The sequence below is a fragment of the Bacteroidota bacterium genome, from assembly GCA_020161395.1.
Taxonomy (GTDB): domain Bacteria; phylum Bacteroidota; class Ignavibacteria; order Ignavibacteriales; family Ignavibacteriaceae; genus UTCHB3.
This window is the reverse complement of sequence record JAIUOE010000005.1, coordinates 124,224-147,260: the sequence shown is the minus strand read 5'-3', so window position 1 is coordinate 147,260 and position 23,037 is coordinate 124,224. Positions and strand designations below refer to the sequence as shown.

Annotated in this window: 22 protein-coding genes and 1 pseudogene; 16 read left to right on the top strand and 7 right to left on the bottom strand. The window is 39.8% G+C overall.

Going from position 1 to position 23,037, the window contains the following annotated elements; genetic code table 11:
- Nucleotides 1-11: 11 nt before the first annotated feature.
- Nucleotides 12-368: a hypothetical protein gene (locus LCH52_09870; GenBank protein MCA0388788.1), complete on the bottom strand. Its 357-nt coding sequence runs from the start codon at nucleotides 366-368 to the stop codon at nucleotides 12-14.
- Between the two features lie 110 nt (nucleotides 369-478).
- On the opposite strand from LCH52_09870, the gene LCH52_09865 reads away from it, so the two are divergent.
- The 5 genes and pseudogenes from LCH52_09865 (at nucleotide 479) to LCH52_09845 (ending at nucleotide 5,123) form a co-directional block, all read left to right on the top strand.
- Nucleotides 479-1,153: a metal-dependent transcriptional regulator gene (locus LCH52_09865; GenBank protein ID MCA0388787.1), complete on the top strand. Its 675-nt coding sequence runs from the start codon at nucleotides 479-481 to the stop codon at nucleotides 1,151-1,153.
- Nucleotides 1,150-2,166 (top strand): metal-dependent transcriptional regulator, encoded by a 1,017-nt coding sequence (locus LCH52_09860; GenBank protein ID MCA0388786.1) that lies wholly within the window; start codon nucleotides 1,150-1,152, stop codon nucleotides 2,164-2,166. The genes LCH52_09865 and LCH52_09860 overlap by 4 nt, the downstream gene beginning before the upstream one ends.
- 2 nt (nucleotides 2,167-2,168) lie before the next feature.
- Nucleotides 2,169-4,394: pseudogene (gene feoB, locus LCH52_09855) on the top strand (ferrous iron transport protein B).
- An 89-nt stretch (nucleotides 4,395-4,483) separates the two neighbouring features.
- Nucleotides 4,484-4,942: a type II toxin-antitoxin system VapC family toxin gene (locus LCH52_09850; GenBank protein ID MCA0388785.1), complete on the top strand. Its 459-nt coding sequence runs from the start codon at nucleotides 4,484-4,486 to the stop codon at nucleotides 4,940-4,942.
- Nucleotides 4,935-5,123 (top strand): hypothetical protein, encoded by a 189-nt coding sequence (locus LCH52_09845; protein MCA0388784.1) that lies wholly within the window; start codon nucleotides 4,935-4,937, stop codon nucleotides 5,121-5,123. The genes LCH52_09850 and LCH52_09845 overlap by 8 nt, the downstream gene beginning before the upstream one ends.
- Nucleotides 5,124-5,169: 46 nt before the next feature.
- On the opposite strand, the gene LCH52_09840 is transcribed toward LCH52_09845, so the two are convergent.
- Nucleotides 5,170-7,044, bottom strand: a complete 1,875-nt coding sequence (locus LCH52_09840) for a T9SS type A sorting domain-containing protein (protein MCA0388783.1) — start codon at nucleotides 7,042-7,044, stop codon at nucleotides 5,170-5,172.
- Between the two features lie 375 nt (nucleotides 7,045-7,419).
- Complete coding sequence (locus LCH52_09835; GenBank protein MCA0388782.1) at nucleotides 7,420-8,247, bottom strand: ADP-ribosylglycohydrolase family protein; 828 nt, start codon at nucleotides 8,245-8,247, stop codon at nucleotides 7,420-7,422.
- Nucleotides 8,248-8,518: 271 nt separating this feature from the next.
- Here LCH52_09835 and LCH52_09830 point away from each other — a divergent pair, with 271 nt between their 5' ends.
- Genes LCH52_09830 through LCH52_09820 form a run of 3 tightly spaced genes read left to right on the top strand, consistent with a single transcriptional unit; the run spans nucleotide 8,519 to nucleotide 10,005 of the window.
- Complete coding sequence (locus LCH52_09830; protein MCA0388781.1) at nucleotides 8,519-8,740, top strand: helix-turn-helix domain-containing protein; 222 nt, start codon at nucleotides 8,519-8,521, stop codon at nucleotides 8,738-8,740.
- Nucleotides 8,736-9,068, top strand: a complete 333-nt coding sequence (locus LCH52_09825; GenBank protein ID MCA0388780.1) for a HipA N-terminal domain-containing protein — start codon at nucleotides 8,736-8,738, stop codon at nucleotides 9,066-9,068. Before LCH52_09830 ends, LCH52_09825 begins: the two co-directional genes overlap by 5 nt.
- Nucleotides 9,058-10,005 carry a HipA domain-containing protein gene (locus tag LCH52_09820; GenBank protein ID MCA0388779.1) on the top strand — a complete coding sequence of 316 codons (948 nt, stop codon included), beginning with the start codon at nucleotides 9,058-9,060 and terminating at the stop codon, nucleotides 10,003-10,005. The genes LCH52_09825 and LCH52_09820 overlap by 11 nt, the downstream gene beginning before the upstream one ends.
- A 24-nt stretch (nucleotides 10,006-10,029) precedes the next feature.
- Here the strand turns inward: LCH52_09820 and LCH52_09815 are convergent, their stop codons facing one another.
- On the bottom strand, nucleotides 10,030-11,037 hold the full coding sequence (locus LCH52_09815) for a hypothetical protein (GenBank protein MCA0388778.1): 1,008 nt from the start codon (nucleotides 11,035-11,037) through the stop codon (nucleotides 10,030-10,032).
- Nucleotides 11,038-11,871: 834 nt separating this feature from the next.
- On the opposite strand from LCH52_09815, the gene LCH52_09810 reads away from it, so the two are divergent.
- A complete protein-coding gene (locus LCH52_09810; protein ID MCA0388777.1) occupies nucleotides 11,872-12,483 on the top strand; it encodes a hypothetical protein in 612 nt (203 codons plus the stop codon).
- 199 nt (nucleotides 12,484-12,682) lie between these two features.
- Nucleotides 12,683-14,257, top strand: coding sequence for a DUF2779 domain-containing protein (locus tag LCH52_09805; protein MCA0388776.1), 1,575 nt, complete (start codon nucleotides 12,683-12,685; stop codon nucleotides 14,255-14,257).
- Here LCH52_09805 and LCH52_09800 read toward each other — a convergent pair.
- Nucleotides 14,179-14,406, bottom strand: coding sequence for a DUF2442 domain-containing protein (locus LCH52_09800; protein ID MCA0388775.1), 228 nt, complete (start codon nucleotides 14,404-14,406; stop codon nucleotides 14,179-14,181). The genes LCH52_09805 and LCH52_09800 overlap by 79 nt on opposite strands.
- 413 nt (nucleotides 14,407-14,819) lie before the next feature.
- On the opposite strand from LCH52_09800, the gene LCH52_09795 reads away from it, so the two are divergent.
- The 6 genes from LCH52_09795 (at nucleotide 14,820) to LCH52_09770 (ending at nucleotide 20,391) form a co-directional block, all read left to right on the top strand.
- Entirely contained in the window at nucleotides 14,820-15,428 is a 609-nt protein-coding gene (locus tag LCH52_09795; GenBank protein MCA0388774.1) for a discoidin domain-containing protein, read from the top strand.
- Nucleotides 15,429-15,507: 79 nt separating this feature from the next.
- Nucleotides 15,508-16,347, top strand: coding sequence for a hypothetical protein (locus LCH52_09790; GenBank protein ID MCA0388773.1), 840 nt, complete (start codon nucleotides 15,508-15,510; stop codon nucleotides 16,345-16,347).
- A 270-nt stretch (nucleotides 16,348-16,617) separates the two neighbouring features.
- A complete protein-coding gene (nrfH, locus tag LCH52_09785) occupies nucleotides 16,618-17,226 on the top strand; it encodes a cytochrome c nitrite reductase small subunit (protein ID MCA0388772.1) in 609 nt (202 codons plus the stop codon).
- A complete protein-coding gene (nrfA, locus tag LCH52_09780; protein MCA0388771.1) occupies nucleotides 17,227-18,711 on the top strand; it encodes an ammonia-forming cytochrome c nitrite reductase in 1,485 nt (494 codons plus the stop codon).
- A gap of 158 nt (nucleotides 18,712-18,869) precedes the next feature.
- Complete coding sequence (locus LCH52_09775; protein ID MCA0388770.1) at nucleotides 18,870-19,706, top strand: hypothetical protein; 837 nt, start codon at nucleotides 18,870-18,872, stop codon at nucleotides 19,704-19,706.
- A gap of 34 nt (nucleotides 19,707-19,740) precedes the next feature.
- The gene (locus LCH52_09770) at nucleotides 19,741-20,391 is read left to right on the top strand and encodes a hypothetical protein (GenBank protein ID MCA0388769.1); all 651 of its coding nucleotides are present in this window, start codon (nucleotides 19,741-19,743) and stop codon (nucleotides 20,389-20,391) included.
- A 102-nt stretch (nucleotides 20,392-20,493) separates the two neighbouring features.
- Here the strand turns inward: LCH52_09770 and LCH52_09765 are convergent, their stop codons facing one another.
- On the bottom strand, nucleotides 20,494-22,179 hold the full coding sequence (locus LCH52_09765; GenBank protein ID MCA0388768.1) for a hypothetical protein: 1,686 nt from the start codon (nucleotides 22,177-22,179) through the stop codon (nucleotides 20,494-20,496).
- The gene (locus tag LCH52_09760; protein ID MCA0388767.1) at nucleotides 22,180-22,911 is read right to left on the bottom strand and encodes an ABC transporter ATP-binding protein; all 732 of its coding nucleotides are present in this window, start codon (nucleotides 22,909-22,911) and stop codon (nucleotides 22,180-22,182) included.
- Nucleotides 22,912-23,037: the final 126 nt, after the last annotated feature.

Sequence of the window (23,037 nt, the reverse complement as noted above, 5' to 3'; positions counted from 1 at the left end):
GACAATTAAAATTATCTGTTTTTAGCGAGATACAAAAGTCCGGTCAATATCAAAACACCACCTGTGACAAGCATGAAAAATTGATGGTCAGGCGACAGGTTGAAAGGATTCAGATTGATTCCGATTTTGCAGGCAACCGGTTGAGCTATCAGAGCAAAGCCGACAGAAAGCAATAAAATGAGCGAACCCCTCCACCGTATGGCTTCTTTCTTCTTGAAATATTCTATCGATGCCTGAATACCCTCTTCAGCACTCCGGTTTTGATTATCTTCTTTGATAAAAAATTTTCTGAAAAGATAACCGATCAGACCACCAACTAAAGTGGCTCCAATCAGTGCAAGCAGGAAAGTAAAGAGAGTAAATTTCATAACTGAAAAATAGCAATTAAATTATTCAAAATAAATACTGCAAGTCTTTTAATTTACCTTGCAAATAAAGTTAGGAATGCCTAAATTTAAATAACAATTTATCTTTATTTATGCCAACAATATCAAAACAAGATTATCTAAAAGCCATCTACCAGATTTCAACCGGAAGTGATGGTAACGCAGTTTCGACTGCAGAGATTGCGAGCCGCCTCGATGTATCCAAGGCGGCAACCAGCGAAATGGTGCAAAGACTCTCAGAGCAGGGATACCTGAACTATGAGAAATACCGGGGCATGTCCCTCACAGATGAGGGAAGGAAAGAAGCCCTGAACATCATTCGGCGGCACCGGATCTGGGAGCTGTTTCTTAGGGATATCCTGGGGCTTACCTGGAGCGAGGTACATGCCGAAGCAGAACTTTTGGAGCACTCCACTTCTGACTTTCTTATTGAGAAACTCGATGGATATCTGGGACATCCTCAGTTTGATCCTCATGGTGAACCGATACCTGACAGAGAAGGCAACATGCCCGAAGTGCCTGCCGTTGTCCCGCTTCATTCCTGTGAAGCAGGCAAAATTTATAAACTTGTCAGGGTGATTGACAGTTCCTCTGAGTTAATGGATTATTTTTCGGGGATCGGCCTTTGTCTAAATAAGGAAATTACAGTAAAATCCAGACTTGCATTCGACAACTCAACTGTTGTCATAATCGGGAATGTTACACACAGTCTTAGTGAAAAGGTGGCAGGGAATCTCTTCCTTGTACCGGTGGAGGATGAAGAATGAAAATGATCCATGAAATATCTTTTTTAGTGTCGGGAGCAGTAATGTTAATGATTCCCGGACTGGCAAATCTTTTCAGGTCGAAAAGGCAAAAAGCATTCATCGAGAAGGAACTTCTTGAGAATGCACTGAAGCATCTCTACGACTGCGAGTCGAAAAAGGGGAACGGTTCCTGTGAAAGCATTGGTGGAGCACTTGGGACAGGAAGAAAAAAATCGAATGAGCTCAGGGAGCAACTCGAATCCTCCGGACTTATTTCGGTGAAGGATGAAAAAATAGAACTGACTGATACAGGAAGAAGCTACGCCCTGAAGGTCATTCGAATCCACAGACTTTGGGAGAGTTATCTTGCGGACAAAACAGGTACCCCGAGCATTGAATGGCACAGGGAAGCGGAAGCCCGTGAGCATCAAATTTCCGAGGAGGAAGCTGACCGGCTTGCCTCCCGACTTGGCAATCCACTCTATGATCCGGATGGCGATCCGATTCCTGACAAAGAGGGATTTGTGCCACCGAGAAAAGGGATTTTACTAAGGGATTCAGCAGGAAACACATTTGCCAAAGTTACGCATATTGAGGATGAACCACAGGAGGTCTACAACCAGATAATTGCTGAAAATGTCTATCCGGGTTTGACAATCAGGGTTCTGGAAAATGAGAACGGAAAAACTGTTTTTGTAGCTGATGGCGAGGAAAAAATCTTCACGCGTCTCCTCACTTCCAATGTGACGATTATAGAAATCCCGGAGTCGGAAAGTGAACCTCTTGAACTCGTTACTCTCGACAAGCTAAAAAAAGGTTATGAGTGTGAGATTTACAAGGTCTCAAAATTGTTGAGAGGGCAGCAGCGGAGACGGTTGATGGATCTGGGATTTGTTCCCGGAAGCACTATTATATACGAAATGTCGAGTGCATCGGGTGACCCCGTTGCTTACAGGGTACGCGGTGCGGTTGCGGCATTGAGACTGGAACAGGCAAGACTGATTTTTGTGAAAAATGTAAGAAAGGTTGCTTAAAGATGAGTGGCGATGCATGTGAAATCTGTCCGGTAAATCAAAATGCCACATTAAAAAGGCTTGGACTCAATCTTGACAAGTTCAATTTTGCAGTTGCCCTCGCGGGAAATCCAAACACAGGGAAAAGCACGGTTTTCAACTCCCTGACAGGATTACGGCAACACACCGGGAACTGGCCCGGTAAAACTGTGGCACGGGCAGAGGGAGCATTTGAGTATGACGGGAGCAGATATAAAATAGTCGATCTTCCCGGTACCTATTCGCTCCTCTCGACCAGTACTGATGAGGAGATTGCCCGCGATTTTATCCTTTTTGGAAAACCTGATGTAACGGTGATTGTTGCTGACGCCACAAGAATCGAAAGGAATCTCAATCTTGTTTTACAGGTACTCGAGATTACTGATAAAGCGGTTTTGTGTGTTAACTTAATGGATGAAGCAAAAAGAAACGGTATTGAAGTCGATATAAGAAGTTTGTCACGGGATCTGGGAATCCCGGTGGTTCCCGCCTCCGCACGACAGGGAGAGGGCATACCTGCACTTCTTTCTTATATTAATCAGGTGGCAAAAGGGGATTTTATTTGTAAACCCCGAAAAGTTTCTTCTCTCTCACCCGAGATTTCCTCGGCAGTAACTGAATTGACGAGTAAAATAAAAAAAGAATACCCTGACCTTCCCAATGCAAGATGGGTAGCCATCCGCCTTCTTGAAGGGGATCAAAGAATTATCGACGCAATAGAAAATGATGAATTTGCAGAACTTTACAGATGAAAAATTTTAATTGGTTTGGAAGATTCCATACAGTATTGAACACAAGATTTTAGAGATATGAAAAAAGAAATTCTGGAAACAGCAAGAAATTTAAGAATCGAGAGAGGTGAAAATTTTCACGACAGCCTCGTCGAGTCAATCTATTCCGAGGCGGCTTCAATAGCCGGAGGAGCAGTAAAATTTGGTGACTCAAAAAAAGCTTTCAGGCTCGATACAACAATAGATAAACTTGTTACCAGCAGGATATTTGGTTTTCCCCTGATGCTCTTGATGCTTGCTCTGGTATTTTGGATTACCATTGTCGGGGCAAACTACCCGTCGGGCTGGCTAGCAACCCTTTTGGTTGAGTGGGGTCATCCCTGGTTAAAGGAACTGTTTATGAATGCCGGAGCACCGTGGTGGCTTTCGGGAGCAGTTGTCGACGGAGCATATCTTGCAGGAGCATGGGTTATAAGCGTAATGCTCCCGCCAATGATGGTGTTTTTCCCGTTGTTTACACTCCTTGAGGATTTTGGATACCTTCCACGGGTGGCTTTTAATCTTGATTCAATTTTCAGGCGGGCGGGAGCACACGGTAAACAGGCACTTACCATGAGCATGGGATTTGGTTGTAATGCTGCCGGAGTGGTGGCAACAAGAATCATTGATTCGCCCCGGGAGAGACTGATTGCAATTATCACAAACAATTTTTCACTCTGCAATGGCAGGTGGCCCACTCAGATACTCATTGCATCAATATTTATCGGGACGGTGGCACCTCCCTGGCTTGCCGGAATAGCATCAGCCGGTGCGGTTGTTTTTGTGGCTTTGCTTGGGATATTTTTAAGCCTGCTTGTTTCCTGGTCACTCTCTAAAACATTTTTGAAAGGGGAAGTCTCCACTTTCAGTCTGGAACTGCCACCATACAGACCACCACGAATATTGCAGACACTTTACACTTCACTAATCGACAGGACACTTTTTGTGTTGTGGCGGGCTATTGTGTTTGCCGTTCCCGCCGGACTGGTTATCTGGCTCGTCGCAAACATTCATATTGGTGATCTCTCGATTGCAGAGCATTTCATCAAGTATGCAGATCCTGTTGCGATCTTCTTTGGATTGAACGGAGTCATTTTTCTCGCTTACATAATTGCCATTCCGGCGAATGAGATTGTAATCCCGACAATTCTGATGCTCACCGTAATGTCAGCAAAAATTGCCGGTGCCGGTGCAGGAGCCGGTGTTATGTTTGATCTTGACGAAGTTCAGACGGCAGCTCTTCTCCAGCACGGCGGATGGACTATGCTCACGGGAATTAATCTCATGCTTTTTTCTCTGTTGCACAATCCATGCTCAACGACAATTTACACCATATATAAAGAAACGGGCTCTGTAAAATGGACAATCTTTTCCACCTTCATGCCTGTAGTATTGGGGCTTGTTGTCACATTTGTTATCGCTACCATATGGAGGATGTAAAGGTAGAAAACAGTTCTTCTTATTTCTAAAAGGATAAGCGTTATTTTAAATTATAATTTGCTAAATTTTCCAATTAAACTTTTGCATTTATGAAAAAAATAAAAGTCTATGTGGACACATCCATTATCGGTGGAGTGTTCGATTCAGAATTTTCGAATCCAACAAAAAAGTTTTTTAATCAAGTTGAGGATGGTCGATTCCAAATAGTTATCTCTGATCTTGTTGAAGAGGAGTTGACAGCTGCTCCGGAGATGGTTCGAGAATTTTTCAAAGAAATCTATCAGGATGTAGTTATTATTGGTGTTGACGAAAATGCAATCAGACTTCGTGAATGTTATTTGAAGGCAAATGTTGTTACGAAAAAAAGCTCCAACGATGCTCTCCATGTTGCAATCGCTACTGTTAATAATTGTCCTGTAATTCTCAGTTGGAATTTTAAGCATATCGTTCATTTTGATAAAATTCCATTATACAATTCAATTAATCTGGTAAATGGTTATCAACCGATAGCCATTTATTCTCCATTGGAGGTGATAAACTATGGATAAGCCATTCGATTGTGTTGAAATGAAAAGAAAAGGAGCCAGAATTTTGCAAAAAAAGTTAGCAAAATTGACTTTGGAAGAAGAGATTATGTTTTGGGCTGAAAGAGCTAAAAAATTGGAGCATGTGAACAAGGAAAAAAGCTTGAATCAAAAAAAGAATGCAGTATCGGATATTGAGCACTAATTCGCCGGCAAACTTTGTATATTAGCTTGAAAATCCTTTATACCGGTTACTTCAAATAAATAATCTTCCTGGTCTCCGCTTTATCTCCGAATTCCAAACGGCAAAGATAAACTCCGGAATTGAATTGTGCCGGCATGGTGAGTGAAACTTCATTTTTGCCCGCCGGTAGGTTTCCGGGATTTATCCTCATCACTTCCTGTCCAAGGATATTGAATATTCTTACCACCACTTCCCCGGATGCGGGAAGTGAAAAACTGATTTTTGTACTGCCATTAAACGGGTTCGGGAAGTTTTGGCTTACCTTGAATGTTTGTGGTGTTTGTTCCTCATCCACAATGTCGGTTGTTGTAGTGTCACCATATACCACTCCATTTACATAAGCACCCGTCAATTTGAAAATCTCTTCTCCGAAATCAAATGAAGACCTTGCCTCCACAATCCCAACACCATCAACCGATCTCACCAGATACCAATATAAAGAATATATGTCAAGTTCTCTGGTGGCACGCATTTTACCAAAATGTTCTTTGTAACTGATATCTGAAACCCGGCAGTAGATATTCCCGGATCCTAAAACACTCATATCGGACACATCTCCCTCTAGAAGTGAATTGTCTTCAGTCAATAATATATTGTGGGTTGTATCCGATCCCCACTTTATTAATTCGTATATTTTCCCGTTATCTTTCTTCATCTCGAGCTTTGGGAAATTGGGATTTGAATTAAATCTGTCAGAAACAAAAAACTTGCCCCAGCCCGGTACAAGGGTATCTCTCATCACACGAGTGACGGTTGTATAGTCAATGGGATACCAAAAAGTATCAGCCCACCAGCCTGTCACCTTGTATACCCAAAAATCACCTATGTGCAACGGGTAAAAATCAGGTTCTGGCAATGGAGTGGTAATCCATTTCACTTCTTCATAGACATTTCCTGTTTTTTTGAATATCTTATTGGTGGTTGAAATGAACAGATCGGTCGATCCTGTTATCGCAGATGAGCCCGTAATTCTGGTATCAAATATATTTGACACCTTTTGCCCTGATAAAACCGGTGCTCCCAGTTTTTTGCTGAAAAGCGTATCTGCTCTATAAAAATAAATGCTGTCAGAAGGGGATTTATAAGGAATTACATGCATAGTTCCAAAAAAATTATTAAGTGCCGAATTGAATGTTCCGGCACTTCCTGCCTGCGTTGAATACTTTATTTCGTTCATCCAGTCATAAATAGAGCGGGAGGTTAGTAACAGGAATGAACTGTCACGAGTATAAGATACTGATACAGAATCATACGACCATGTCGGCTGATAAAGAGCTGTATAATTGATTCCTCCGTCAATTGACCGGACAATACCACCCGAATTCCAGGCAATTACTTCGTTGTCATTGAAAGGGGAGATGCAGATGAATCGCTCAACCTGGTGGAGAATCTGAAAGGTCTTGCAGTAATCATACGAAACTTTGTAAGCACCATCGATTTTCACATAAAATTTTCCAGGAGTCTGTTTTGAGGCAAAGAAGAACTCAATTATTTTGTTTGGATGGAATACATTAATTTCCTTCCCTTTTACAAATGCTCCCGTGGAATCACTTGAAATTTGTCCTGCTATATAAAAGCTGTCGGGATGCTCCGATGAAAATGAGAGAAATTCCGCATCCACTTTTGAGAGAAGATTTGTACCTGAATAAACCGTTTTGCTGCTAAAAAGAAGTGTTTCTTCGCCTGAATTAATATTCTTTCGGTACAGTTTGTTTTCGAAAACGAGGTCGTTGTTATTCGTTGTGGAAGTGTAGTCACGGTAGAAGATTGAAGTGGAATTATTGTGTGAAAGGGCGTACTCTATCTTTAACCCCGGATCCTGCCAAGGGGCTTGTGCCAGTACTGTTGATGCAATAAATATTGCTGCTATCAACTTTTTCATCTCTTGCCTGCAAATAATTAATATTGAGTTGAAACTTAAATATTTGGATTGAGATAAGCAAATCGATTTAACAGGAGTGAAGGATACAGGTAAAAGATTTGGGAGATTCTATACCAGCTCGGGTATAAAAATAAATTTCTTGTTTTCATCTATACCCGAAAAGGTAAATTTTATAAATGAGTAATATGGAATGTTATGTCATCCATAGTCTTTGCGAATTATGGAAAAGCGTGAAGAAGGATACTTTTCCAGTATGAAATTACACTTTCTTCTGAACTTTAACACTACTCGGAGACCATCGCTTCAATTATTCAAAACAGGAAGATCATGTTTATCTGTCTTAATGAATGTAAAATTATTTTGAAATGGGAAAATCTACATGAATTTCGTATTAAATTTCAGAATAATATCAAGAAATTCGAGAGGAAGCAATTCAACTACTTTCCTTTTGATTGACTGGGGCACTTCACCGTAGAACGCCTCCGCAATTGCACCTGTTATAGCTCCCATCGTATCGGAATCTCCTCCGAGGGAGATAGTGAGGCGGATGGCATCCTCAAAATCTTTACTTTCGAGGAATGCAATAATTGATTCGGGGACCGTACCTTGACATGAGGGGTCAAATCGGTATTTCGGGCGTATTTCGTCACAGGTTCTCTCCAAATCATACTGAAAGGTGGTAGAGATAAACTCCTTGATAATCTCTTTTGAACTCCCGGTTCTTGCAAGAAAAACAGCGGCAGCGGTAGCTTGTGCTCCTTTAATTCCTTCGGGATGAGCATGGGAAACTTCGGCGCTTCTCTTTGCTTCAAGGAGAGTTTCTTCGATTGTCTTGAAGGCATACCCCACCGGACTCACCCTCATTGCCGAGCCATTTCCAAAGCTGGTTAATGGCACCGCGTCAGGGTTTCGTAACCACATCCTGAAATTGTTACCATAAGCCCCTTTGGGGTTTGGGTATTTTGCTCCGAAGTTGCGGTATTCAGTCGAATAGTCGCTTGAGAGAATTAGTTTACTTGCTGTTGCTATAGTGAGGACTGAATCGTCCGTGTAGTTGGAATTTGGGGGGAAAAGATTAAAATCGTAATATTTTATCCCGGCAAACTCATAATCTGATCCGATTACATCACCGGAGATGGCACCAAATAGTTTGATGTCTTTCTCGCGGCATTTCTGTTGAAGAGTTGATAGTTCAGACAACATGTTCCAGCCTCCAAAAAATTATATATATCATTTTTCAAAAAGTAGCATATTTACTCTTATAAACAAACGATAAACCATAGATTATCCATTTTTTTTCTTGAAAATGATCCAAAAAAAGATGTCGGGACGAAGATTTTTCATTTCTACCCCCGCTCGGGTATAAATAGCTACCTTCAGGGAAAAATTACACCCGCACAGGTATAAAAATAAATTAATTGTTGCATTTATACCCGAAAAGGTATATTTTACGGACAAGTAATTTGGAATATATATGTCGACTGAAAGTCTTCCTGAATTTGTGAAGAAAAAACGAAAGTACCTTGGTTATACCCAGGTAGAGCTCGCCATGAGAGCAGGCGTTGGTTTGCGTTTTCTGCGAGAGTTGGAACAGGGAAAGAAATCTCTCCAAATGGATAAAGTGAACAAAGTGCTTTATCTTTTTGGACATGAACTGCGTCCCGCAAAGATCATAAGAGGTGATTCAAATGATTAAACGGGGCAAGGTTTATTTTCGGGAGATTTTTGCAGGAATGATAGAAGAGAGCGAAGAAGGATACTTTTTTAAATATGACAACGCATATCTTCAATCGAAGGAGTCACTGCCGGTAAGTCTGACGCTTCCACTCACGGAGAAAACTTACAAAAGCAATATTCTGTTCCCGTTTTTTGACGGATTGATTCCGGAGGGATGGTTGTTGGACCTGGTATCCCATAATTGGAAAATTGATCAGGCAGACAGGATGAGTCTTCTTCTGTTGTGTTGCAGGGATTGCATTGGTGCCGTAAGTATAATTCCCGATGAGGTGCCTGATGACCAATAATCGTAAGTGTTTATTCTGTTATGAACCGGTGCTTGAACCGGAATTAATCTACCACCCGAAATGCAGTAAAGAGATTTTTGATTCAAAATTTCCTCCTGAGATTGACTTTAATCTTGGAGATATTGAAGAATTGGCTCTTAAATATCTGGGGAAAAACCTCTCGGTAACCGGTGTTCAACCAAAAATGTCGCTTGAAACAGAAAGAATTGGTAAGAATAGATTAAGGTTGACAGTAGTCGGGCTCTGGGGAAGTTATATTTTTAAGCCGCCATTTGAGAAATATCATGATTTGCCTCAAAATGAAGATTTAACAATGCATTTGGCAGAGGTCGCAGGGATTAAGACAGCCAGACACTCTTTGATTCCTCTAAAATCAGGAGAGTTTGCATATATTTCCAAACGATTTGACAGGCAAAACGGAATCAAACTCTGCCTGGAGGATATGGCACAACTTACGGAAGTGTTGACGGCGAGAAAATATAAAGGATCGTACGAGAAAATCGGGAAAATTATTACAAAATATTCAGACTTTCCGGGAAACGATCTCGTCTCATTTTATGAGTTGACTCTGTTCTCATTTCTCACCGGGAATGCTGATATGCACCTAAAGAATTTTTCACTGCTTAGATCAGTAAACAATGAAATATCACTCTCACCTGCTTATGATCTTGTAAATACAAAATTAATAATAACCGATGATCCCGAAGATCGCGCCTTGACACTGAACGGAAAGAAAAGTAATTTGAAACTTAAGGATTTCATGTCATTTGCAGATTCATTGAGTATCGACCGAAATATAGTTCACAAAATCCATGATAGATTTGCCGGATTGCAAAGTAAATTCTCTGATATAATCGAAAAAAGTTTCCTGAATGAAACGGATAAGGAGTCTTATCGTAAAATAATTTTAGGTCAGATGCAAAAAGTTTTTAGCTGATGTTTTAAGGTCATTAATTTTATTTTACCAGTCGTACATCTTGAAAACAGTTAGGGGTGCCTCCTCATCTGACTCCAGGAGAGGGAACAAGTTCACCAAATCAAACAGATATTTTTGAACTTTGATCCTCTCTTTCCATACTGCCTGATCCAGTTGCATCTGCTCCTCCCCGGTTCTGAATATCCACATCTCGTTTTCATCCATCATTGCAGTTGATTTCGCGTAAAGTTTTTCGTAATCACCAATAATATCCCTGAATTCTTTCGAGCTTCGTAGATGCTTTTCATCTGAGTAAAATTTGTTCTCATACGAAAAGGGGGTTACAATTTTGGCTAAAACTGAGAGTATATCAAATAATTCTTTATTCGGGTAAGAGTGCTTAGGTCTCCTTAATGGTATTACCGGGTATCTTGCAGTTTTGGAAACCCGGAAATTTCCGTTTTTTGATTCTTTAGCGATTGTCATCAATGTGTTGCAGCAAATTATCATGTCAGCATTATTGGCATTGAGTCTGTATCCGTGAAGAGAGAAATAATTGTGCGGTTCATGCATAAAATTATACAGTTCATGGGTAGAATGAGAGTGATTCTCCAGTATGCTTATATCCGAATAACAGTTTATATTTTTGACTTTATTGTCGTGATTCTCTGTAACAGTTTCTTCAAACTTTTTCAACAAAAATACAATGTTAATATCATCGGCGTCAAAACTTAAAGTGTTGAAAAAATCCACCAGTCTGGTCAACGAAATAAACGGCAGGTGTGAAGTGGAAGTATAGAATATTTTGCGGGTATTGCTGGGGTCAAATCTTGCCCTTGCTGCATTGTGAGGAGATTTGATTTTTTGACCGGGAATAAGATAATTTATAATCTTCTTCGAAAGATCAACAACTTTAAGATGTCTTTTGAGCAACTTCAACAAGCTTTCCTCCGGCGCTCCAAGCCAGTTTACTATGATTAATGCCTGACTTCTTTCTGTGTTGCAAAGCTTTTCAAAAATAGAATTTTCGAAATTTTGGTATTCGATTTTCATCGCTGTTCCTTCCGTTTTTGCGGGTAGTAATTTCAAATTTGACTGTTTTAAAAATAAGATGCGTGCCACGAAAAAATCCCTTTTAATGTTACGGAATTGTTAAATTTATGAAAACAAAGACTTAATGATTCCTTAACATTAAACGGGGTTCCGGATTTTTGAAAGTGCTTAAATTGATTCATAAAATAATTTTCTTCTACAGTTTTATGATTTCGTTGATATACTAATAAAATTAGTAGATTTATTAATTTATTTAGTAGATCTATGAATTGAATTTGGTAAAGCCATTCTTTAAAATAATTTGTTATAAAAAATAAAATAATTTTAGGATAATTCTGGGAGAAGTGGTAATTTAAATGGTGGAAATTGTAACTTTTATTGTAATTTTTGTACTAATGTTTCAACTTTGTGTTCAAGTGCAAAAATCCACCATGTCATGACAAACGATCCAATACGCTTGAATCAAATTAAAATTTGATGGAGTGATTTTGATTAAATAATTTAATGTTTACCTTCTATTTTGCACTGAAATAATTTAAAAGAAAAAGATTTTTTAGGTCAACGATTTTTACTAATTTTGTGATGATACAAATTAAATCTTAGATTCATTGAGGGTACTTGTTGTATTAGTCAACTTTTTTTTTCAATGCTAAATAGAAATGAGATAAAAACTGGCAAACAAGAAAGTCTATATATAATACAAAGGATCAGAAAGATTTGGTTTTTCCATTAACCATACACAATATTAGTCATCATTAAAGGAGTAGTAGTATTATGAAAAAACTTTTAGTTTTATAACCTATTATCGTCTTTTTCGCAGGTTGTAGTAAAACCATGAAAACACCAACTGTAGATGACCTATCAAAAGCGATATCATCTGCTAAGGACACAAGTGAATTAAGGAATTATTTTAATAATCCCGACTTTTCATTTAAATATTTTTATCAAATCTTTGTTCAACAGCCCAATAACCTACCTCTTCAAACTTATTTCATAGATCCAGAATTCAATTCAACCAATGATACCGCGTTTGTGGTTATCAGAACTGACACTCCAAATAAAATTGAAAATTATACGAAAATTACGCTTGTCAAAAAGGATGGTAATTTCTTGATCGATTATCCATTTATTATTCACTTTGAGAAAAAAGATTTCAAAATAATGGAACTACCGATTGAATTCGTAGTAGTGGACACAACTGATACGAAAATCACTTGTCGCGCAAAAAATGTATTCTTGGGTAAAAAATCGGCTGGGGTAACGGTGTTCTTTGAATTACCTAAAGAGACATTGAACGAATTCAACAAAAATGCCAATGATAGTAATAAAGGTATCTTTGAAATCGATTTAAAGGACTCAAGAAATGAGTACGGTGATGGCCCAATCAGCATCTATAGTTCGTATATTGAAATTTTTAATGCGAAACTTAAAAAGATTGGATGGTAGGAATTCACTCTTCAGTAATTATGTTTTTCAGCGTTTTACTTAGGGAGAATCTTTTTGAGCAAGTCAGCCGTTGCTGAATAAAACGATAGAATGATTTGAAAAAGGGGCATTTTTGGAATGCCCCTAAATATTTAGTTCAAATAATCTTCTAAGATTTCGGATTTACATCAAATCTGAATGGGTCTCCTATCTTTATGATGTGGCTTTTCAATACTTCGTTCTCTCCAATTCTGATTTACTACATAACTACACCATTGTTCCTCATTTAATACTCGTTGATAAAAGTAAAATCTGTTCCGTTGACGGAATGAATCAGTTGTTCACAGTTTTGAAAAACGATTCCGGAAACAAAGAAGTTATCATAAAACCCGGAATCAGCAGGAGTGACCTCGACACTTCAATCTTAAAAATCATTGATGTAAGTTCTGAAGTGGATAGAATAATTAATGATTTCAAATTCCCGACAAATTACGATGATGGTTTGGGTTTTCGTGATTTTGTTAATTTTGCCGCAGATATCTATTCCAATGATGAAAGGATATTTGTTCCACTCAGTACTGAATGTAAAAGCTGCCAGTTTAAAAATGATTCTTCAGGGCTGGGTGAATTTCAAAGCGGATTTCATGAATGCTGGGATCATCACACAAAGCTTGGGGAAGAATTACGAAAAAATGACCCGGTTACAGAACTTTGGGGTGGTTTGGCAGGTGGAAAAAGCATAGTCGCAGAACTATTGAAAAAGAATATCCACTTGATTAAAGAAATTAAAGAACCGGATATTGCTCCCAAAAATGATAGAAGTGATTCTACCGGATTGACTCCCTTTCAAAGGAGAATGCAACAGGTTAATCGCGTAAAATCCGGTACTAAGGAAAGCTATTTTGACAGTGAAGGTTTCAAAAACGAGGCTTTAACCTGGACTTACCCGCTTCACATGATCGATTTTGAAACTTCTGCTCCGGCAATTCCCTTTAATAAAAACAGGCATCCTTACGAAGGAATTGCATTTCAATTTTCACACCACACGATTCAAAAAGATGGCAGTGTTAAACATTCAGGCGAATATATCTCTTTTGAAAAGGGAGTTTTTCCGAACTATGATTTTGTAAGGGAATTAAAAAGGCAGCTTGAAGTTGATAATGGTTCGATATTCCGTTATCACAATCACGAAAACACCTATCTTAAAATTATTTATGATCAACTCGAGTCTGACCAGGACGCACCCGGTGACAAAACTGAATTGCAGGAATTCATAAGATCGATCACCAATTATAAAGACGGGAAGGAGAAAGTGGAAGGTATCCGGAACATGATAGATTTGTTCCAAATAATCATCAAATATTACTACCCGCCAACCGCAAAAGGCAGCAATTCAATAAAGCAAATTCTACCCGCGATTATTAATAATTCCGGGTATCTGAGGGAGAAATACAGTAAACCGATCTACGGCAGGGGACTGGAAATCCACAGTTTAAATTTTGAGAGTCATATTTGGATTAATTCTGAAAAAAATAACGATCCATACAGAACGCTTCCCAAACTCTTTACGGATTATGATGACGAAATGCTGGATAAGTATTTCGGGGGTTTTGATGAGGTAAAAGATGGTGGCGCAGCGATGACGGCATACGGGTTGCTGCAGTATTCCGAAATCTCGGATACACTTCGGGAGCAACTCAGGGATGGTCTTCTCCGTTATTGTGAACTTGATACCATGGCTATGGTAATGCTGGTTGAAGGGTTGATGGATAAAGCGGGTATGCGATTTAGGTGATTGCCCGAGTTCGAAATTTCTTTTAGCTCTTTGAAAATTCCTATCTCCAGATAGGGAGCCATATCGAATATCCGTTGTTCACCTTTAGTGAATGTCAGAAGGAGTTTATCACCTTCCAAGGTCTTTACCGATGCAACTCTTGGATTCATAAAGCGTCCGCACTATATAAGTAGTTCGATTTTAAATACAGACTCGCCACTGCTCGCTAATTGCCAAATACAATCTCCTCCTAAAATTTGCAACTCACCGATTCCGAAACTTTAAAAAGAAATCAATAATAAAAAAAGGATATTCAATAAGCAGCTTCCTTTCAGCAAAACCAATTTACTGTAGAAAAAAATCTAAAAAAATGCGATTATTGTAGAAAATTTTCCAAATTTATGGTCGAATTTCCGGTTATGGTGGAAAATTTTCAAGTTGAGTGTCATTTCTATCAAGTCGAGGCAGTGCCATTTCTATTGTGCAATTACAATACACAATAAAACCGGTGGGGGTATGGACTATAATCCCACAATTTGCTATATTTAGCAGAAAGAACCGACACATTATTTGTGAGCTTGAAATGGCAAAGAAAAACCAGACTATTATAATTCTTCTTTCGATCACCATTTTTTTACTGGTGACAGTGCTCCTTCTGTTTTTTATGAAAGGGGGATTTCCGGTGAAGGGGTCTGAAGCAAAAGACTCAGCAACCGGGGAGCAGCCGGTTGATATTGTACCCGTCGGGGCAAATGTCAGTTCCACACTTCCCGCAAGTTACGGTTTCAGCTACCCGGCTGAAAAATCATTCGATGGTAACGAATTTTCATGGTGGAGTCCTGAGGACAGTCGACCAGGTCAATGGATAGAATATCGTTTTGGTCAGCCACAAAAGTTGAGAGGGATAAAAATTCTAAACGGTGCACACTATCCCAATTATTCAAACGGGGGCGAATATTTTGGAGACCTTTACTACCAAAATGCCATTTTGACTGAAGCGACACTGGAATTTTCCGATGGGACCAGAAGAGAGATCAATCTGAGAGTATATGATGGTATGCAAACCATTGAATTTCCGGAAGTGTTGACTTCTTCTGTGAAAATCATCTGCAGAGGAGTTAAACCCGGGGAAAGATGGCAGGATGTCTGCATATCGGAATTCAGAGCTTTGGTTGCGAAGCCTTCGATTTAGAACTCTTCGTTAAATTAATTGGTTACTATCGATGTTCATTATTTAATACCAAAAATCACTTCTAATCGAAAGGAGCAATATGAGAAGGCACTTCTTGTTAATTGCAACATTTTTTGTTCTCAGCACATTCAAAATATTTTCGCAGGATTTTATCCTGACGGAACCGTATTCGCAATTGGACTTTGAAGCAGTCCGTACATATAATGATACAAAAATCACGGATTTCAGGCTTGATCCCGTAATCAGGGAAAAACTGATGCCATATTATCGTAATGCCATCAAGGAGCAGGGGGTAATGATGGAAATTCATGTAACTTCTTCTGTCGATAATGAAAAGAAGGAAAATCTCCTCGACAGCACTGTTTGTGAATACGATAAAGAAGGAAGACTTGTCTCGATTGTTGTGAACGACAGAGTGAAATCGAACAAAACCAAATCCTCTTCCCTTTTCTTTGAATATGACAAAAAAGGAGATCTGGTTAAGATTAAAGGGGATAAAAAGACCATCCGTACCTTCACCAGAGACAAAAACGGTAAGATCACCAAAGCAGATAACATCGTTTATACCTATAAAAAAGGTGCGCTTCAAAAAGTCGGGAAAATTTATAAAGAAGGTAACTACTTCATAGATGCAAAAAAGACCGGGCAGATAATGGACCGCTACGAAGGGAAATACGATGAGTACGGCAGGGCATGGGATGTCCGCTGGCACGAAGCAGGTGTAGCCCTTCTCTATGACACGAGAGACAGGTGGAGCATGTCCGACGGTGGAGGCGAAGGCTTTAGTACCAAGATAGTTGTCGACTACAAGGATGGATTAATGACACAGTTGCAAAAAACCGATGGCAGTTATGTGGACGAATCCTTGGCTCAGGTAATAACGACAACTGTTTACAGAATTTACCGGGACGGTAAATAACAGACTTCCAACTCCGGCACTCCTCGTTTATCTTAATATTTTTAAAAGCTGCCTTCTGAAACGGGGCAGCTTTTAATTATATCCACCGGTTTCGTCCGAATTATACCAGTTCCGGACAGTTTTTGAAAAAATCCTGAAAATAATACTTTACATTTCTAAAATAAATTGTATATTTCGAAAGAATTTTCTTGCATACAATTGCTGGTTTTTGTAGTTTTGATTTAAGCAGAATTAAAAATCTGATTTAACTAACAAACCGGAAAGAACGGAATGAGAGTAATAAAAAAGTTACTCAATCTACTGATTCCACCCCCGAACTGGCGTTTTCCTGTTATCGTTACGCTTGGCATCTTCTTTGGACTGGGCTTTCATGTCCTTTACATTTCGAATGCACTTTCCTACGCTTCAGACAAACCCGAAGCATGTATCAACTGCCATGTAATGAACTCTTACTACGCCACATGGGAGAAGGGCAGCCACGGACGGGTAACCGTCTGTAACGACTGTCATGTTCCCCACGACAACATCATCTCCAAATACATGTTCAAAGCCCAGGATGGTCTAAGGCACTCTTTTATGTTCACATTCAGGCTTGAGCCGCAAGTGATCAAGATAAAAGATGCCGGAAAACAGGCTGTACAGGCGAATTGTATCAGGTGTCATGACAACACTATACATCCAATTTCGAACAGGGGATATGCTGCCGGGAACAGATCCATTGATATGGAAGGAGTTTACTGCTGGGACTGTCACAGAGATGTGCCGCACGGAAGAGTAAATTCCCTGTCATCCACTCCCGATGCAAAAGTACCCGGACTTACTCCCGTTGTACCTGAGTGGCTTAAAACCAACACTTCAAACCAGAAACCAGAGGACTAAATGAAACCTGTTTCCGAATTATTAAAAGAAAAACCGTGGCTGGGTTGGGTAATCTTCCTTGGTACGGTTGCAGTTGTATTTATACTCGGCCTTTTTGCCTCAACCATTGTCGAGAGGAGAGCCGAAAGCTTCACACTTCAGGCTGTTAAACCAATCGCAGACTGGGAACCAAGAAATGAAGTATGGGGAGAGAACTATCCCCGTGAATATGAAACCTACATGAAAACACTCGATACCAGTTTTGCGAGCAAGCATGGAGGATCGAAAGAAATAGATTATCTTGAAAAATACCCCGAACTGGTGATAATGTGGGCAGGTTACGCCTTTGCGAAAGACTACAAGCAGGGAAGAGGCCATGGACATGCAATCAGGGATATCCGCCTGACTCTAAGAACCGGTGGTGTGAAAGAGAGTCCACAACCTGCCACCTGCTGGAGCTGCAAGAGTACCGATGTGCCGAGAGTTATGAATAAAGTTGGGGCTACCGACTTTTATAAAGGAAAGTGGAAAGACAAAGGAGCGGAAATAGTGAATCCGATCGGATGTCAGGACTGTCATGATCCCAAGAGCATGAATCTTCGTATCACCAGACCTGCTCTCGTGGAAGCATATCAAAGAAGAGGCAAAGATATCACAAAAGCTTCACGACAGGAAATGAGATCACTCGTTTGTGCACAATGCCATGTGGAATATTATTTCAAAGGTGACGGAAAATACCTGACCTTCCCCTGGGATAACGGTTTCAGTGCTGATTCGATGGAAGCATATTATGATAAAATGGACTACAAAGATTGGGAGCACAAGCTTTCAAAAGCTCCGATGCTCAAAGCCCAGCACCCTGATTTTGAACTTTTCATGACCGGCATCCACGCAAAAAGAGGCGTATCGTGCTCCGATTGCCACATGCCGTACAAGTCCGAAGGTGGTGTAAAGTACACTGATCACCATATTCAAAGTCCTCTCGCAAATGTGGCAAATTCATGCCAGGTTTGCCACCGTGAAGAAGCAGATAAACTGATTCAGGATGTGTATGACAGACAGGACAGAGTGGAAGAACTCAGAAGAATCGCAGAAAAGGCGATAGCATCAGCTCATCTTGAAGCTAAAGCCGCATGGGATGCCGGTGCCACTCCAGAAGAAATGAAGCCCGCACTAAAGCTCATCCGTCATGCTCAATGGAGATGGGATTGGGTGGCTGCTGCAAACGGACTTGGTTTCCATGCTCCCGTTGAAGCACTTCGTGTTGTTGGAACATCTCTTGCTAAAGCTGAAGAAGCACGAAAGGAACTCGCTATCATTCTGATTAAGCACGGGAAAACTTATCCTGTAGTGCTCCCTGACTTTTCCACAAAGGCGAAAGCGCAGTCGATTCTTGGATTCGATCTAAAAGCCATGATGGCTGACAAAGAGGAATTCCTGAAAACTGTAGCCAAGCAGTGGGATGAGGAAGCCCGCAAAAGACAGGGATTTTTATACGCCTACTGATGTGATAATGCAGTAATGCAATAATCCAATAATGCAATAATTTTTAGGTCGTCATTCGAGAGGGTGGCGACCTTTTTTTTATTTCATGTTGTTTCGTGTTTCTTGCGATTCCATTTATTAAGTTACATTTATAATTCTATTAATTCTGAGGAATCGTAATGTTTAAAAAGTATTTGATAGCTGTACTGTTGGGATTATTCATCAATACCAGTGCTCAGGATTTTATTCCTGAAAATGTTCTGGCTTATCTTCAATATTCAAACAATATCAGAGATAAATTCCTCCCTGTCTGGCAAACCGCAATCAAAAAGAATGGTATAAAAAAAGAAACATATGTTTCATATGACATAAATCCATTCACTGATCAAATTCCACTTCCTTTCGACTCAACCACATTTAACTATGATTCAGATGGAAAGCTGATGTCCGTAGTTTACACTTCCCCGTTTCCAGGAGCAGAGAACGCAGTAAGACTCACAACCGCATATAATTATGAAGCGGGTCTCCTTACAGGTGCAAAAGAAGGAGAGGTAAATTCTCTCGTCATTAAAAGAGATGGCTTGGGGAAAATAACAAATCTTCAATTTGGAGAAAATGAAGATAAAGTCAATTACGATTACAAGTATGCAAACGGACAACTTATTGAAGTTGCAATCAGATTTGGCGAAGATCAGTCGGTTAAAATTTCATATGAAGATGGTAAATATATTGCGAAAGACTCGGTTAGTTTAATGTCGACTTCAGGCGATAAATATGGAAGAATTAACAATGTCTATTCTCATAATGTGGGGTTGGACAATTTGTACGATTCGAGTGAACGATTGGTCGAAATGAAACTGTATCAAGGCGGGACTACAGAGATAACTTCGTTTTTGTATGAAAATGAACTTTTAAAAGAGATAATTTTCAACAATCATGAAGGTGAGATTGGTGCTGAACAAAAAGACACAAAGATCACAAAAACTGTCAGAACTGTGGTCAGATACGATAAATAGCTAATTCCAAAAATAAGATAAACGGAACCAAAAAATGAAAAGAATAAAATCATCCCTGCTTACTGTCCTGTGTTTCAGTCTGTTAATCACAGTAACCGTAACAGCACAAGGAAAACAGAAAGAGACAACGGCGGATACTACAAGCAAATCGCAGGTATCGAACGATAAACTTCGTAATCAGTCGGATTTCCCGAAATTTCTGAAATATTTTCTGGAGCAAACCTGGTACAATAACAATTTCAATATGCTGCTCTACAACAATGACAAGGCAGTTACAAACTTTTTTCATCCTGTTGTCGGATTCGCACGGGCTACAAATCCGGGAGCATTCTGCGTTCTCGAGCGTGAAAACAACTACGGAATTATGATGCCACAGGAAACCGGTTGGGAAAAGAACAATATTACAGGATTAAAATTCTACAATAAAATGCCGAAAAACGGTCAATGTGACGAGTCAAAAGATAAAAACGGCGTTTATTACTTTAAGAACAGTAAATTTCCACAGTACTGGGATCATGAAAAAGAAAAAGGTGTGGCATATTCACTCCCTGCGAAATACAAGAACGCACAGGTGATGAAAGTTGTCATTCTGGTGGACAAGTGGATACAAAAGAGATTCTATTTTGCAAAAATCGATAAAAAATGGTACTTGATTTTATCTGATGACTGTGATTGTTCAGCGTAAATTTGCAGCCGTCTCCTGTTTTAACAGTGCTAAAACTGTGCTATAAAATCGTGTTGTAAATTGTTATATTTCGGTATGAACGAATTTAAACTTAAAAAAGAGTTATACATCTTTCTCCAATGACTTGATGCCGATTCTGTAAAAGAACCAGCCGAAAGCTATGGAGACCAGGAAAACGAGCAGGGAAGTGGTGTATAAAGCTGAAGCATCAATAATCCTGTTACGCAGAAAGTTGTTGAAAAACTGTGAAAGCGGTACATAAAGAGCAACAATCAGTAGCACAAGATAGATCATACTGAACAAAAAAGAAATTGAAGCCCCTTGGGACGATGAAAGTCTCACGGGGTTTTTCTCTTTCAGGTTGATAAACAGTCCTCCCATTCCAAAGCTCATCATTACAAGAAACCACGAGGATGAAAAAGAGATGATCGCCATCGGGAGCACGAGCGAAGGTGAAAATCTCCAAACAATAAAAAGAGACATCATCTGTGAGAGAATCAAAATGATGGTCAAGGGAATCATCAACCTTTTTCTTAACAGTTTCCGAGTACTTACGGGAGCAGATTTAATCTTCCAGACTACATTTCCTTCGAGGCTTATGAGAGGAAAAACATACCTGAGAGCAAGCGTGACGATAAAAAACACATTAAACAGATATACAGCCATAAAAATGGTTGTCAACAACAGGAACCTGTTTGAAGCGAGCATCGAGATACCTGATAGGCTCGCAACAAAGATAATGATCAGAAACAAAAGGACTGAAAAGTGTATCACCTGAGCTGGTTCCCGTAGAAAAAGGTGAAACTCTCTTTTATAAATCACCTCTGAAAAGGCATTTTTCAAAAACGAGGTATTCCTGAATGCAAATATCGGGGGCTTGCTCACCTTTGTTTCCCTGTTTTCTCTGAAATCGATCGACTTGTGCCAGGTATCAAGAAATGTTGCCTTCCCGATTAGAGTAACCACAATCAACAGAAAAAATGAGAGGGAAACCTGCAGAAGATAGTATGGAAATGCTGCTGAAATATCTCCTTTCACTGTCCAGAACATCGCTTCAGCCAGCCAGTTGCTTGGAAGAAAACGGATATAGGGAGGAATCAGGGAAGCAAAATAGCCATCGACATTCGGAAAAAATTTCATCACACCGGCGACCGTATCGATGGGCGATGATACCTGAAAAAAGAGAACAATTATACCAATATAGCCCAAACCGAGGACAGCTACAACTCGCTTAAATCCAAACTTCAGAGCTGTATTTATCAAAACCAACAGGAGGAGCACACCAAGAAGTCCCGCCGACAGCATAAAAGGAAGAAAATTAAAAAGGAACAGGAACACTGCATGGAGAACATTTACTTTGAAGTAGAGTGTAAATCCGGTCAGAAGTGCCACCATCACCATTATAAGGGTTCCGGAGGAATAGAAAAAATTATCAAAGAACTTAATAACGAAAATCCGGATGGGATTTACCGGTTTTGTCAGGAGAAATGCCACTTCGGGAGATCTGAAAAGAGTGGAGTATGAAACAACAATGTTGCCAACATTCACAGAAAGGAAGAATATGAATAAAATTATCGAGATAAACCGGTGAAGCAGAAAAAGCCCTATTCGTTGCTCTATCAGCAGGAAATCGAGTGCCCTTATGGCAAAAATATATGCTCCCGCTGCAAAACCAGCATAAACGAGCGTGCTCCCGACACTTTTTACCAGTCCGCGCGCTGAAAAATCCATCTCCGGCTTCATGAAGGCTAGTATCTTAAACCAGATGATATGGAGAATTTGGGTCATCTAATTTTCAGTCTCGCTTGTCAGTTCAATAAACAGAGTTTCAAAGTTGTGGCTCAACTCTTTTTTCATGGAAAGGAGTTCTTCAAGCCCGCCCGAAAAGATTATTTTTCCTTTGTTGATAATGCCGACATCAGTGCAGATTTCTTCCACTACATTGAGGCTGTGGGTCGACATAAAAACAGTAATCCCTTCTTCTGATTTCCGTTTCAAAAATTGTTTCACCAACACAGCCGACTGCGGATCGAGACCGACCATAGGTTCATCGAGAATTATCAGTTCGGGGTGGTGAAGGAAAGCGGATGCAATCGCCACTCGCTGTTTCATTCCTTGTGAGTATTCTTCGGTTCGTTTGTTGAGCCAGTCGCCAAGTTTAAGAGTATCAATCATTTCATCGATTCTTGATTTCACACTCTTTTTATCGAGATTGTAAAGCCCCCCGCAGAAATAAAGAAATTCCAGACCGGTAAGCCTGTCATAAAGAAATGGCTGATCGGGAATATAACCTGTGATGAGCTTTATCGCTTGTGCATCTTTAAGAATGCTAATTCCTTTAACTTCAATATCACCTTCGGTCAGAGAGTATATACCGGTGAGCATCTTAATTGAAGTTGATTTACCCGCTCCGTTTGGTCCCAGGAATCCGAAAAGAGACCCCTTTTTTATGTGGAGGTCGATGGAATTCACGGCTGTGAAAGAGCCGAACTTTTTGGTTAATTGCTTGAATTTGATCAATTGTGTACTGGATTTTTATGGAAATGATTAACCAAATTTACCATAATAAGATTTATCCTGCAATTCCGGACTTCCGCTACGGAGAATGAACAATTCTTGACTCAATTTAGATGCGACCTAAAACTC